Source organism: Alteromonas sp. 009811495 (assembly GCF_028865455.1).
Taxonomy (GTDB): Bacteria; Pseudomonadota; Gammaproteobacteria; order Enterobacterales; family Alteromonadaceae; genus Alteromonas.
Genome location: NZ_CP113972.1, coordinates 4,269,018 through 4,282,139, shown reverse-complemented (window position 1 = coordinate 4,282,139; position 13,122 = coordinate 4,269,018). Strand labels below are relative to the sequence as shown.

At 45.8% G+C, this 13,122-nt stretch carries 12 protein-coding genes; 3 read left to right on the top strand and 9 right to left on the bottom strand.

Features of this window, described 5'->3' with window-relative positions:
• Nucleotides 1-34 precede the first annotated feature (34 nt).
• A complete protein-coding gene (locus tag OZ660_RS19135; RefSeq protein ID WP_159625594.1) occupies nt 35-1,207 on the top strand; it encodes an MFS transporter in 1,173 nt (390 codons plus the stop codon).
• 29 nt (nt 1,208-1,236) lie between these two features.
• Here the strand turns inward: OZ660_RS19135 and envZ are convergent, their stop codons facing one another.
• The 3 genes from envZ to OZ660_RS19120 all read right to left on the bottom strand — a co-directional run bounded on the left by envZ (nt 1,237) and on the right by OZ660_RS19120 (nt 4,642).
• A complete protein-coding gene (gene envZ / locus OZ660_RS19130) occupies nt 1,237-2,562 on the bottom strand; it encodes a two-component system sensor histidine kinase EnvZ (protein WP_159625595.1) in 1,326 nt (441 codons plus the stop codon).
• A gap of 98 nt (nt 2,563-2,660) precedes the next feature.
• Nucleotides 2,661-3,383: an osmolarity response regulator transcription factor OmpR gene (ompR, locus tag OZ660_RS19125; protein ID WP_226431811.1), complete on the bottom strand. Its 723-nt coding sequence runs from the start codon at nt 3,381-3,383 to the stop codon at nt 2,661-2,663.
• A gap of 161 nt (nt 3,384-3,544) precedes the next feature.
• Nucleotides 3,545-4,642, bottom strand: a complete 1,098-nt coding sequence (locus OZ660_RS19120; RefSeq protein WP_274742051.1) for a DUF2855 family protein — start codon at nt 4,640-4,642, stop codon at nt 3,545-3,547.
• Nucleotides 4,643-4,863: 221 nt separating this feature from the next.
• Between OZ660_RS19120 and OZ660_RS19115 the strand changes: the two genes are divergently transcribed.
• On the top strand, nt 4,864-5,862 hold the full coding sequence (locus tag OZ660_RS19115) for an alpha/beta hydrolase family protein (protein WP_274742050.1): 999 nt from the start codon (nt 4,864-4,866) through the stop codon (nt 5,860-5,862).
• Nucleotides 5,863-5,929: 67 nt separating this feature from the next.
• On the opposite strand, the gene OZ660_RS19110 is transcribed toward OZ660_RS19115, so the two are convergent.
• Both OZ660_RS19110 and OZ660_RS19105 read right to left on the bottom strand, forming a co-directional pair.
• Entirely contained in the window at nt 5,930-6,835 is a 906-nt protein-coding gene (locus tag OZ660_RS19110; protein WP_202262902.1) for a phosphoribulokinase, read from the bottom strand.
• Between the two features lie 55 nt (nt 6,836-6,890).
• Nucleotides 6,891-7,865 (bottom strand): ion transporter, encoded by a 975-nt coding sequence (locus tag OZ660_RS19105; protein WP_274742049.1) that lies wholly within the window; start codon nt 7,863-7,865, stop codon nt 6,891-6,893.
• An 88-nt stretch (nt 7,866-7,953) separates the two neighbouring features.
• On the opposite strand from OZ660_RS19105, the gene OZ660_RS19100 reads away from it, so the two are divergent.
• The gene (locus OZ660_RS19100; RefSeq protein ID WP_274742048.1) at nt 7,954-8,694 is read left to right on the top strand and encodes a CBM9 family sugar-binding protein; all 741 of its coding nucleotides are present in this window, start codon (nt 7,954-7,956) and stop codon (nt 8,692-8,694) included.
• Between the two features lie 92 nt (nt 8,695-8,786).
• On the opposite strand, the gene purD is transcribed toward OZ660_RS19100, so the two are convergent.
• The 4 genes from purD to fis form a co-directional block, all read right to left on the bottom strand.
• The gene (gene purD / locus OZ660_RS19095) at nt 8,787-10,076 is read right to left on the bottom strand and encodes a phosphoribosylamine--glycine ligase (RefSeq protein ID WP_274742047.1); all 1,290 of its coding nucleotides are present in this window, start codon (nt 10,074-10,076) and stop codon (nt 8,787-8,789) included.
• 19 nt (nt 10,077-10,095) lie between these two features.
• Nucleotides 10,096-10,905, bottom strand: a complete 810-nt coding sequence (locus tag OZ660_RS19090; RefSeq protein WP_274742046.1) for a class I SAM-dependent methyltransferase — start codon at nt 10,903-10,905, stop codon at nt 10,096-10,098.
• A 212-nt stretch (nt 10,906-11,117) separates the two neighbouring features.
• Entirely contained in the window at nt 11,118-12,716 is a 1,599-nt protein-coding gene (purH, locus tag OZ660_RS19085; protein WP_274742045.1) for a bifunctional phosphoribosylaminoimidazolecarboxamide formyltransferase/IMP cyclohydrolase, read from the bottom strand.
• An 82-nt stretch (nt 12,717-12,798) separates the two neighbouring features.
• Nucleotides 12,799-13,092, bottom strand: coding sequence for a DNA-binding transcriptional regulator Fis (gene fis, locus OZ660_RS19080; protein ID WP_012520109.1), 294 nt, complete (start codon nt 13,090-13,092; stop codon nt 12,799-12,801).
• Nucleotides 13,093-13,122: the final 30 nt, after the last annotated feature.

Sequence of the window (13,122 nt, the reverse complement as noted above, 5' to 3'; positions counted from 1 at the left end):
GATCGTACTAATAAACATCATTTTCGGAGCGTTAATGAGCAGACTTCCCGCCACTATCGTGATATTTGCTGGGTTTTTCCTAATAGGTAAATTATTTATCTTATGGGGTATTTTGCTACCCGATATCGCGACAGACCTTGCTATGTCAGAAGTGGTCAGTGGTGCGTTATTCTCGCTTTTTTCGGTAGGTATGCTGTTTGGGGCTGTACTGGGCGGTAAATATGCCAGTCGTTTTGAATATATGCCCTTGCTTGCCAGCTTATTTGGTATGAATACGTTGCTGCTGGTTTTGGTGTCGCTGTTAACGTCTTGGCAATGGTTTCTTGTGTTGGCTGTGCTTATCGGTGTGGTCAGCTCTACTATTTTCACCATAGGTCATACGCTAATTGCCCGCATGTATGCTGAAAAGCGCTTTACCATGATGGGACTCATGGACTTCATGTTCAGCTTAGGTACGTTTGCGGCGTCGTTCTTTGTGACGTTGTTGTATTTGATGGAGGAAAGCTGGCGCTTGCCTATTCAGGTATTAGCTGGAGTGATGATGGTGTTATCGTGTTACACCTATATTGCCGCGCGTTCCCAGGCAAAGCTGTTAAAAGGTCAGCCAACAACAGCGAAAAAGACACTGACATTTGGTGTAATAATCAAACAACCAGTATTTATTTTCTTAACGCTTCTCACCTTTGGCTATGGTGCTGTCGAATTTGGTAACGCTAACTGGTTTGTAAGCTATGCGCAAAATGGGTTGGGCTTTACTGGCGAACAGTCACGTAACTTATTGGCTTGCTTTACCGCAGGTATGGTTATTAGTCGCCTTGTATTCCCGTTTTTACTGCGTTTTGTGTCGGTACATCGCATGATGCTATTGATGGCAACAGCGTCTCTAGCAGGGGTATTTGCACTTAAGCTTATGCCGAGTATGTACGGCATTGGTGCAGGTAATTTACTGCTTGGGTTGGGGCTTGGAGGGCTATTCCCTTTGGCACTTTCTGCTGCAATGAATATCGACAGTGACAACGGTCCTGTGCTGTCGGGTATCTGTATTATTGGTAACTCGACAGGGGTTCAGGTGGCGTCTTTTTCAACAGGGTTGTGGGCAAATTTTGCGTCGCTCACCACTGCGTTTTGGGTGATCCCTCTGGGGGGCTGTATTTTATGGCTTGCGACTTACGGGTATAGCCGAAAAATTAAGTATCATCGGGCGTAGGGCGCGATAAGGTAGCGGGCAGGTATCGGCTAGTCCTTGAAAGGCGAGTAAGGCAAATAGAACTCTGCTACCAAGCCTTGGTGTGGATGATTGCGCAGCGAAACTTCTCCATCATGGGCCTCAATGATACGTCTTATGATGGCAAGTCCTAGTCCTGAGCCCGATGAGTTTCTGGCTTTGTCACCCTGAGCAAATGGCATAAATACACTGTCGAGCTCTTCTTGCGGAATGCCTGGGCCAAAGTCTCTTACTTTACAATACACACGCTTTTCATGGCGGTTATAAAAGCTGCTAATGGCAATATCGTCAGAGCCATATTTAAAGGCATTTTCAATCAGGTTATCCACCACTCTCTTCATTGCTATACGACGTAAAGGCAGCGGTGGAATAGCATTGAGTTTAAGCTCTATGTGGTGCTTTTCATCCAAATGTCGTGCTTGAACAAGCTCGGCAATAATGGCATTAAGGTCGGTTTCTTGCGTGACTTCTTCAGTGTCATAACGCGCATAATCAATGAATTGGTCGATAATGGCGTTCATATCTTCAATGTCATTCACAATGCCGTCTTTTATCCAGTCTTGGTCTTCCGGCAACATTTCTGAGGCTAATCGAATTCGCGTTAGTGGTGTGCGTAAATCATGCGATATACCCGCAGTCATAATATTGCGGTCGTTTTCTAGCTGTTTGATCCCTTGGTTCATGCGGTTAAATGCACGTGTCACCTGAATCATTTCAGTACTACCTTGCTCGCGAAGGGGCTTGGGATGTTCACCTTTACCTACCGAAATAGCCGCTTTCTGGAGTGCTTGCAAAGGACGCGTCATACGCCTTACAAACAACCAGCCGCCTGCAACACTTAGAATACCGATAACCATTAAGTACATGGTAAGTGGCGATATATTTGCTTCGTTTAAACCTGAAATAGGAATAGAAATCCAGGTTTCTGGATAGCGCGTTAGCGAGATCCATACAATATAAGGCGCGCTATCGTCACTGGCTTGGGTAGTGGTGCTAATGCGAACATCAGCAAGTTGGTTTAACTGTTTGCTGACCTGCGATGACATAAAACCATAGTAAACGGCACTTTCTAAGCCATTTTGGCGTGCGGCACTTTCATCAAGTACTAATACCCGGGTTTTCTCAAAATACTCGTCACGGGTTTCTTGGTTTGTGACCAGCAAGTCATTCGCTAAAACAGACTTTACTTGCGTAGCCAGTAAGCTGTTAATTTGCTGGTAACTTGGCTGAATAAAATAGTAGGTAACAGAGATATAAGACACAATTTGGTTAATAAGCAGCAGCACGCCTATTAGCATGACGGTTTGTCCAAACGCACTTTTCGGTATTAAGCGCATAGCAAACCTTTTATTATTATTTTGCGGTGCGAGGTATTACACCGCATGGCGCTGCACAACAAGGTCATGTTATTTATTCATGGTTAGGCTGCGAGTACTTACACTTGCTCGCCATCAGGCACAAAAACGTAGCCCAATCCCCATACCGTTTGAATATAACGCGGGTTAGCGGGATCGGCTTCTAACATTCTACGAAGACGTGACACCTGCACATCAATGCTTCGCTCTAGTGCACTGTAATCACGCCCACGTGCTAAGTTCATCAGTTTATCTCGAGATAGCGGTTCTCTAGGGTGTGTGACTAGCGATTTTAGTACCGCAAACTCACCGCTGGTGAGCGTTAATGGTTTGTCGCCTGCGGTCATTTCTCGCGTTGCAAGATTAAGCTTATAATCACCAAACTCAATAATTTGTACGTCTTTTGACGGTGCCCCCGGCGCTTCACTGCTTCGGCGACGCAATACTGCTTTAGCGCGCGCTAATAACTCGCGAGGGTTAAACGGTTTCGGTAGGTAGTCGTCAGCGCCCATCTCAAGACCAATGATACGATCAACTTCGTCACCTTTGGCGGTTAGCATGATAATTGGCATGTCATTTTCTTGTTGGCGCAAACGACGGCAAATAGACAAGCCGTCTTCACCAGGCAGCATAAGATCAAGCACCATCAAATGAAAATTCTCGCGCTCTAGCAGTCTGTCCATTTGCTCCGCATTGGCTGCACTGCGTACCTGATAACCTTGTTCAAGCAAATAGCGCTCTAATAAGCTACGCAGACGCATATCATCATCGACGACAAGAATTTTTGAGGTTTCCTGACCCATACTCATACCTTTATTGCTATTTTTCTTTCACTATAACCACAAGGCGCGAAATACAAAAGCACCAAAACGTAAAACCTCTGGTGTGATTGTTACAAATAGTGTCTATAGTGGGAAAACAAGCAGTTATAAGGGAATAACTGCTTGTAAAAGCTACCGAAGGCTTAAAAGGTCACCACGTTAAGCGCCTTTGTATCGGCCTTTCCTGCTAAAGTATCTAAATAGAGCTTCACCATGGCGTCAGTGCCTGCACACGAATGCTCGTAAAAGGTGGTATCAATTTTGTGAGCAAAGCCTTGCCACGCTTTCGCATATTTGGCGAGAAACAACTCGTGTCCCCACTCTCCCTGACGCAATTTTACTCGCGCTGGCGCAAAAAATATCTCTGCATCTAACGCCTTCGGGTTAGGTTTTTCTGAGGCTTGCCAGTCGGTTGCACCAATAAGCGTGACCTTGCTTAGGTTGTCACCTAACACCTCAGTAAGGTTATTAATCAAGGTGCCATTGGCTGCAAAATCCAATAACCAGTAGCGGTCATTGCTATCTAACGTTACTAAGTCGTTATAGCTCACTACGTCATCATAACAACCCGTGGCCTTTACCATGTCAACATTGCCCACAGAAGTCAGCCCTACAACACGGTAGGTTGCGCCACGGTTCGCTTTCTGATCTTTCAACAACTGCGCGGTTCCAAGAGCCGTTTTACTAGAGGCACTGGACAGTAACAACGATTCACCTTGCGATACATCATCAACAAAGTCATCTAACACAAACGAGGTCATGTACAGGGGACGAAAATTCAGTTGCCATGCTTCTCTTTGCGGATTGTAGCCGGGGTCATTGGCACAGCGAAGATATTGATCATACACAGGGCTGATACTTTTGCGTTGTTCGAGAATGTCTGAAAAGCCATGAGACGCTACTTTGCCAGCCTTAATTACCCAGTGGCTTGCCATAGGCAGGTAACCAAATACTTTCTCACCTACGTGAACGTCAGGGTGGTTCGAGGCTTTAACTGTTGCAAACCCCCACACAGGAACAATACCGAAGCCAGTTTCTTGAGTGGGAAAAAAGCCCCAATAGCCCATTTTGAAACCAAGTGCGGCATAGGTGATGTTATTGGCAGAAAAGCCAAAGCTATCAGTTTCTAGCAACACTTCGTCAGGCTGAAGCGCATTTATATCAAGAGGTACACTAACTACTTTGGTATCGTCAAGCGACTGTTGATTTACCCAAATTTGTTGACTGGTGATAGTGGTCATAAAGCTGCCATTTGTCAGGTTCGTTTTCCTTAGACTGACTCAGCTTTCAAACAATTGCGACTTTCAGTTGTAAATATATTGTTATAGAAACGGTGTATGGAAGAAAATCAGCTCACCACATAAAAAGCACTCACAAACACTCAATATGACTTTTGGCACATGTTCGTCTTACACGCGCTGGTTATCCTCACAGTCACAGGTTTTATTAGTGAGTAACGACAATGATGAAAACATTTCTAATCCTTTTCTGTCTATTTTTATCGGCCTCAGCTATCGCTAAGGCAAAGGTATCCTACACAGAAATAGATTTCATAAACCCAACTACACAACAGCCGCTTAAAATTTCTCTCTGGTATCCCGCAGGTGAGGAATGTGGCAATGCCACTGTTTGTTTAGCTGATAATACAATACAGAGTCAGGCGATATTATTGTCCCATGGAGCAATGGGGTCAGCGCGAGAATTAAATTGGATTGGGTATGCTACTGCGTCACAAGGGTTTGTCACAGTCGGAATAAATCATTTTGGAGAATCTTGGGCCTATGGAACAGACACAATCGACCCTCACGTTGCTTCAAAGATATGGCAACGGGCCAGTGAAGTATCAGTTGCAGTAGACCTGCTTGAAAGCAATAGAACCAACGACCAAGTAAATCTCGATTTATTTAACCTTAAGATTAACTGGCAAAATATTACAGCAATAGGTTTTTCTTCAGGGGGTTCAACTGTCATCACTCTAGCAGGTGGCAGATACGCGCCTAAGCAAGGAGTAAAATATTGCTCTTCATCACGTTCTGACGGGGATTTAGGGTGTCAATACGTGAAAAATTCTTCGCATCAAACAATATCAATAGAAGGTGCAAAAGACGATTACCGAGACACTCGGATCAACAAAGTTATCGCGTTGGATCCTGCTGCAGGCCCCATGACAACAGAAACAAGCTTATCAAGCATTGCTATACCGGTGCTAATAATTGGTGCCAAGCAAAACGACTTCTTACCTTTCACGAACCATGCACAATATTATGCTTCTACAATTCCCAATGCAGCCTTATATACACTAGAAAATGGTGCAGGACATTTCGTATTTATTGATAAATGTCAGCACAACTTCAAAGCAATGGGTATTGAATTGTGCAGAGATAAGCAAGGCGTTGACCGCGAAAAAATTCACCAACAACTCTACCCTACGCTGTTCCAGTTTATTTATACCGGGCGCTAATTTTCGCTATCACATCCTCGGGAAGCATGCTGTTAGTATTTGTGGCAGTTAGCGCGACAAGTGTGCTTTATTGGTCTGCGCTGAGCCAATCCATTTGATGACCAGCGCGACGCTTTTTATTAAGAATATCTTCAAGCAATGGGGTTAATATCAGCTCCATTGCCAAACCCATTTTTCCGCCCGGCACGACCAGCGTATTAATGCGTGACATAAAGGCGCCATCAATCATTTTAAGCAGGTAAGGGTAGTCGACGTTTTTCATTTCGCGTCTAAAACGCACCACGACAAAACTTTCATCCTGTGTAGGTATTTCGCGCGCACTGAATGGGTTTGATGTATCAACGGTAGGTACACGCTGAAAATTAACGTGGGTACGCGAGAATTGCGGGGTTATGTAGTGAAAATAGTCATCCAAACCACGCACAATGCTACTCATAACAGCTTCACGTGAGTGTCCGCGGTCAGTGGTGTCACGCACAATTTTTTGGATCCACTCTAGATTTACAATGGGCACCATGCCTACCAGAAGATCAACATGCTTAGCGACATCATTTTCTTCGGTTTTTACGCCGCCGTGTAGACCTTCATAAAACAGTAAGTCGGTGTTTTGCGGTAGGTCTTGCCATGGGGTAAATGTGCCCGGCATTTGGTTAAACGGTACAGCCTCATCAAATGTGTGTAAGTACTGTCTAAATTGACCAGAGCCTGAGCTGCCATATTCACGAAATAGCGTTTCTAATAGCTCAAAATCATTGGCTTTAGGACCAAAGTAACTAATATGCCTACCTTGTTCTTGCGCTTTGCGAATTTCAACTTCCATTTCTGGACGCGTAAAGCGATGAAAACTGTCACCACCGACAATAGCGGCATTCACACTTAAATTTCTAAAAATGTGTCTAATGGCATTGGTCGTGGTAGTGGTACCCGCACCAGAAGAACCTGTTATAGCAATAATAGGGTGTTTGACAGACATAGGAGTTCTTTTGAGAAATGACAGTTACTAGTTATAAGCTGATGTGCGTGAAGAATCAAGGGGCATGGTGGTTACTATGTGGTTCATCTGACCCAGTATTTTCTGCGACTTTATGATGATGCTGCAACAATCGCATGATGAGATGCGCTTCTTCTTCGTCGAGATCAAGTAACTCTCTAACTCGCTCAATATGGTGCATATCATGCGCACTTAGCATGCCATCATCCAAAGCGGTGCGAACAGTATCCTTAAAGCGATCGCGTTTTAACTGCATTTGCGATGTGTAGCTTGAAGACAATATGCCAGCGGGAAGCGCATAAAAACAAATGCCCATGATGGTGATAAAGCCGCCAAAAATTTTACCTAATGCAGTAACGGGCACAGCGTCACCATAACCTACAGTCGTTAGCGTTACTAACGCCCACCACAGCGAGGCGGGTATGCTACTAAAGACCTCTGGCTGGGCATGATGTTCAATATAATAAATACAGGTTGCGGCAATCACGGTGAATAGCAGCAGCACGCTGATTGCGGCTAACAAACTATGGGATTCATTTCGAATAACAGTGACCAGCGTTTGCATAGAGCGCGAATAGCGTCCAATTTTGAGTATCCGCAACACCCTAAAGACACGTAGTATGCGCAAGTCAAAAGCAATAAATACACTGAGATAAAACGGCAGTATGGCCATGAGATCGATGATGGCCATTGGGCTTTTCATATACTGCCAACGCCTTTTCCACACACTTTTATGTACAAGCTCTGTATTGCCATGCACGGGCGCGGCAGCGCTACTGTAAACCCGTAAAGCGTATTCAATGGTAAACAGTATAACGGATACAATTTCGATAAGGTGTAGCTCATAGGACCATACGTTTGCCACTTGAGGAACCGTTTCCAGCATCATGGCTGCTACATTAATAAGTACAAGTAGTATGAGTACCCAGTCGAAGACTTTGCTCATCGCCTTGTGTTCACGGGCATCGCTGGAGGCGGTAAGAATGTTGTAGCAAGTGGTCTGAAGTGACATAAAAAATTTGGCGTATGGATACGTGTTTATTACTCTACCAATAATTAGGTAGCAAGCCAAAACAGATACTTGGCAAAAGGATAACGTAATGACATTGAAAAAAATGCTCGCGGTTGTGGCTCTAGGATGTGCCATCGGCGCGCAGGCCAACGAGGCGGGCTATACACAACAAGCACCTACTATTGATGGGGTGGCGCATGAGAGTGCATGGCAGACGGCACCATGGTACAACATGACCTCAGTAATGATAGGTGAAACACCTTCCTCAAATGACTTTTCGGGGCGTTATAAACTATTGTGGAATAAGAACGCCCTGTATCTGTTGGCGGAAATTCAAGATGACCATTTATCTGATACCTATGCAGACCCGCTAGAGCGCTACTGGGATGATGACTGTTTAGAAATTTTCATTGATGCTGACCGCTCTGGTGGCGATCATCTCAATACTTATAATGCTTTTGCCTACCATGTCGCGCTTGATAATCAGGTGGTGGATATTGGGCCGGCAAAAGGTGAAGAATCTAAGCCACGTTTATTTAATGATCACGTAGAAAGTGTATGGAAACGCAGTGCTGAAAAGCCACACCATATCATCTGGGAAACCGCCATTCGTGTGTTCGGTGATGATTTTCAGTACGGTGAAGTCAACACGCCAGTAGCATTGAAAGCGGGTATGAAGATGGGCTTTATGTTGGCTTATTGTGATGCAGATGGTGGCGACCGAGAGCACTTCGTGGGTTCGCATGAGATTACGCCTGTCAACGGCGATAAGAACCTTGGTTACAAAGATGCCTCGGTATTTGGAGAGCTAACACTTCTAGCCAAGTAAAAACTAGCCAGGTAATAAAAACGCGGCATAAAAGCCGCGTTTTTTGTGTAAGCAAAGTGCGTTTATAAAACGTTACGTTACGCTACTTTGTTTCAGGCATCAGCTTCACGTGCAATGGCACGATAAGCAATGTCATTGCGGTAATACACGTCTTTAAACTGAATGGTTTTCAGTAATTCGTAGGCTTTTTGTTGGGCCTCGGTGACGTTGTTGCCCAATGCGGTTGCACATAACACACGGCCGCCAGCGGTGACTACTTTGCCGTCTTGAAGTGCAGTACCTGCATGGAATACTTTACCGTCTAGCTTCGCAGCGGCGTCAAAGCCAGTAATTTCGTCGCCTTTATCATAGCTGCCCGGATAGCCTCCAGCGGCAAGCACAACGCCAACGGCTGCACGGTCGTCAAATGCAATAGTTTTGCCCGCTAGTTCACCTTTACACGCCGCTTGGCAAAGTGGGACCAAATCAGACTGAAGACGCAACATGATAGGTTGTGTTTCAGGGTCGCCAAAACGACAGTTATACTCAATAACTTTTGGCGTGCCATCTGCCATAATCATCAAGCCTGCGTATAAGAAACCTACGTAATCGTTACCTTCAGAGGCCATGCCGTTAACCGTTGGCATGATAACTTCATCCATAATACGGTTGTGAATCTCTGGCGTGACTACCGGAGCCGGAGAGTATGCGCCCATACCGCCCGTATTGGGGCCCTTATCGCCGTCTGCTGCACGTTTGTGATCTTGGCTGGTGGCAAAAGGCAGTACGTTTTTACCGTCTACCATTACGATGAAAGAGGCTTCTTCACCGTCTAAGAATTCTTCAATAACAACGCGGCTACCTGCTTCGCCAAACGCATTACCTGCTAGCATGTCGCGAATAGCGTCTTCGGCTTCTTGAAGTGTCATTGCAACAATAACACCTTTACCCGCCGCTAGACCGTCTGCCTTGACTACGATAGGCGCGCCTTTTTCTCGCACGTAGGCAATGGCTGGGTCAATTTCAGTAAAGTTTTGATACTCTGCCGTTGGAATGTTGTGGCGAGCCAAGAAGTCTTTAGTGAACGCTTTTGAACCTTCAAGCTGTGCTGCCGCTTGTGTAGGCCCAAAAATCATTAGTCCTTCATTCGTGAACGCGTCAACAACACCTGCAACCAGCGGTGCTTCTGGACCAACAATAGTCAGTTCAACGTCATTACCTTTTGCAAAAGACACAAGGCCAGCAATGTCATTAACATCAATCGCCACATTCTCTAGCTTTGGCTCTGTTGCAGTACCAGCATTACCCGGTGCAACAAAGACAGTTGAAACATCAGAAGACTGCGCTGCTTTATACGCTAGCGCATGCTCGCGGCCACCACCGCCAATTACAAGTACGTTCATTAACTGTTCCGTTATATGTTTATGGTTTTACAAATTTAAGTGTCATTCTATTGCTCTCGCCAATGGCAAGATACTTTTCACGATCTTGGTCGTCTAGTGCTAAACGCGGTGGCAATGTCCACACACCTTTAGGGTGATTGGCATTATCCATCGGGTTTGCATTTACGTCGCTGCTTTCTGCTAGCTTAAAGCCTGCTTTTTCTGCTGCTGCAATCACGTAAGAGCGCTTCATATAGCCGCTCTTTTTCATCGCTTCGTCATCGGCGCTTTCCGGTAGTTCATGCTCAACTACACCTAACACACCGCCTGGCTTTAGCGCTTTAAAGAAAGCACCAAATGCATTGTCGATGCCTTCATCGCCATGACGCATATACCAGTTATGCACGTTGCGGAAAGTAAGCACCATATCAGCGCTGCCGGCTTCGGTAATGTCCAGTGCTTTAATTGGATCGAACGCGGTTAGTTCTGCACCTTCATACTTCATACCGGGTTTCATTTGCGACTCAAACTTCATTACCGCATTTTTGAAATAGTCGCCAGTTGATTCATCAACGAAGAAGTGAGCCGCCACATATTTGCCGTTATCCTTCACTACCTGAGTAATGATATCAGCATACCAGCCACCACCGGGTGAAATCTCTACCACAGTCATGTCAGGCTGTAAGCCGAAGAAACGCAGTGTTTGCTGCGGGTTGCGGTACTCGTCACGCGCTTTTGCTTTGGCAGTACGTACATCGCTCATCGCTGCGTCTGAAATGGCGTCTGCTGAGGCATAACCAGCAGACATACCAAGCGTTGCGGCTAACACTAATTGGGCTAACTTCTTCATTATTATTTCCTTTTCTGTCGAGGGTATTGTCAATTGTGATAACAGTATTACTACAATGTACTGTAAGACAGATCAAGCCTACCAGTTAACCATGACAGTCATCCGACATCCCAACAGAATAATTCGTAGCTTTGTCGCTTAAGGTAGCCCGAGGTAGAGGGCGTATTTATCCCTCTACCTCGAGTGTTTTCATCATTGAGTGACGAAAGGTTTTAGTGACGGAAGTGACGCATTCCCGTGAACACCATAGCAATACCGTGTTCGTCAGCTGCATCAATCACTTCTTGGTCACGCATAGAACCGCCAGGCTGAATGACCGCTTTGATACCCGCCTCTGCTGCAGCGTCAATACCGTCACGGAATGGGAAGAAAGCATCAGACGCCATGACAGAGCCTGCGACTTCTAGGTTCTCATCAGCCGCTTTGATGCCTGCAATTTTGGCAGAATATACACGGCTCATTTGGCCAGCACCAACACCTACCGTCATGCCGTCTTTGCAGTAAACAATCGCGTTAGACTTAACGTATTTTGCTACCTTCCAGCAGAACATAAGGTCGCGCAGTTCATCTTCGCTTGGCTTACGCTTAGTCACCACTTCTAGGTCTTCCATTTCAACCATACCGAAGTCGCGCTCTTGTATTAGCAAGCCACCGTTTACGCGCTTAAAGTCATAGCCTTCAGTTAGCTGACCAGCCCAATCGCCACACGCTAGAAGACGTACGTTTTTCTTTGCACTTACTACGTCTTTCGCTGCATCGCTTACCGTTGGTGCAATAATGACTTCAACGAATTGACGGTCAACAATCGCTTGTGCTGTTTTCGCATCAAGCTCGCGGTTAAACGCGATAATGCCGCCAAATGCAGAGGTTGGGTCAGTTTTAAACGCGCGGTCGTAGGCACTTAGAATGTCTTCGCCAATAGCCACACCACAAGGGTTCGCGTGCTTCACAATAACGCATGCAGGCTGGTCGAACTCTTTTACACATTCAAGGGCGGCATCGGTATCGGCGATATTGTTGAATGACAACTCTTTACCTTGTAGCTGGGTAGCGGTAGCCACAGACGCTTCTTGGATGTTGTTTTCAACATAGAACGCGGCTTCTTGGTGGCTGTTCTCGCCATAGCGAAGGTCTTGCTTCTTAGTTAGCTGCATGTTGTACGTACGTGGGAACTCACTGTGCTGGTGGTCGCAATCTGCTTCACAACCTGTGCTGTCTAAACGCGCACCAAAGTAGTTCGCAATCATGCCATCGTATTCAGCCGTATGTTCGAATGCCTTAATGGCTAGGTCAAAACGCGTGTTATACGTAAGCGACCCGTCGTTATCGTTCATTTCAGCTAGTACGCGAGAATAGTCAGAGGCGTTAACCACAATAGTAACGTCTTTATGGTTCTTCGCGGCTGCGCGTACCATCGTAGGACCGCCGATATCAATGTTTTCAATGGCGTCTTCAAGTGTGCAGTCTTCGTTGGCAACGGTTGCAGCAAATGGATAGAGGTTAACCACAACCAAATCAATTGGCGCAATGCCGTTTTCTTCCATTACCGCTTCGTCCACACCGCGACGAGCAAGAATACCGCCGTGAATTTTTGGATGAAGGGTTTTAACACGACCCGCCATAATTTCAGGGTGACCTGTGTGATCAGACACCTCTTTTACCGGAAGGCCTGCATCAGCTAGCAGTTTTGCAGTACCGCCCGTCGACAGAAGTTCAACTCCAGCGTTATGCAGCGCTTGAGCGAATTCGAGGATACCAGTTTTGTCAGAGACACTAAGGAGAGCACGTTTTATAGGTTTTGGAGTTTGCATAAATTATAAGTTTCTAAAGTTGTAGTGTTGAAACAAAAAGAGCACCGATTGGTGCTCTTTGGTGGGCAAAGCCCTTGGAATCTTAGTTCATGCCGTATTGCTTAAGCTTCTTGCGAAGTGTGCCACGGTTGATGCCCATCATGATGGCAGCGCGGGTTTGGTTGCCGCGTGTGTAAGTCATGACTTCTTCTAGCAGCGGTGCTTCAACTTCGGCCAGTACCATTTCGTACAGGTTGTCGATGTTGGCGTTGTCCAATTGCTTAAGGTACTTGTTAACCGCTTGCTTTACAGAGTCACGCAGTGGCTTTTGAGCTTGCGTTTGTGAAGGCGTAGTTACTGTAGTAGTAAAAGGTGAAGTCACGTTTTGATCGAACATAATACTGTGTTGCTCTTAAGTTAGTCATCA

What these genes read in the sequence shown, in the direction of transcription:
- OZ660_RS19135 (WP_159625594.1), top strand. Translation starts at nt 35, where the DNA reads ATGAGCAGACTTCCCGCCACTATCGTGATATTTGCTGGGTTTTTCCTA.
- envZ (WP_159625595.1), bottom strand. Translation starts at nt 2,562, where the DNA reads ATGCGCTTAATACCGAAAAGTGCGTTTGGACAAACCGTCATGCTAATA.
- ompR (WP_226431811.1), bottom strand. Translation starts at nt 3,383, where the DNA reads ATGGGTCAGGAAACCTCAAAAATTCTTGTCGTCGATGATGATATGCGT.
- OZ660_RS19120 (WP_274742051.1), bottom strand. Translation starts at nt 4,642, where the DNA reads ATGACCACTATCACCAGTCAACAAATTTGGGTAAATCAACAGTCGCTT.
- OZ660_RS19115 (WP_274742050.1), top strand. Translation starts at nt 4,864, where the DNA reads ATGATGAAAACATTTCTAATCCTTTTCTGTCTATTTTTATCGGCCTCA.
- OZ660_RS19110 (WP_202262902.1), bottom strand. Translation starts at nt 6,835, where the DNA reads ATGTCTGTCAAACACCCTATTATTGCTATAACAGGTTCTTCTGGTGCG.
- OZ660_RS19105 (WP_274742049.1), bottom strand. Translation starts at nt 7,865, where the DNA reads ATGTCACTTCAGACCACTTGCTACAACATTCTTACCGCCTCCAGCGAT.
- OZ660_RS19100 (WP_274742048.1), top strand. Translation starts at nt 7,954, where the DNA reads ATGACATTGAAAAAAATGCTCGCGGTTGTGGCTCTAGGATGTGCCATC.
- purD (WP_274742047.1), bottom strand. Translation starts at nt 10,076, where the DNA reads ATGAACGTACTTGTAATTGGCGGTGGTGGCCGCGAGCATGCGCTAGCG.
- OZ660_RS19090 (WP_274742046.1), bottom strand. Translation starts at nt 10,905, where the DNA reads ATGAAGAAGTTAGCCCAATTAGTGTTAGCCGCAACGCTTGGTATGTCT.
- purH (WP_274742045.1), bottom strand. Translation starts at nt 12,716, where the DNA reads ATGCAAACTCCAAAACCTATAAAACGTGCTCTCCTTAGTGTCTCTGAC.
- fis (WP_012520109.1), bottom strand. Translation starts at nt 13,092, where the DNA reads ATGTTCGATCAAAACGTGACTTCACCTTTTACTACTACAGTAACTACG.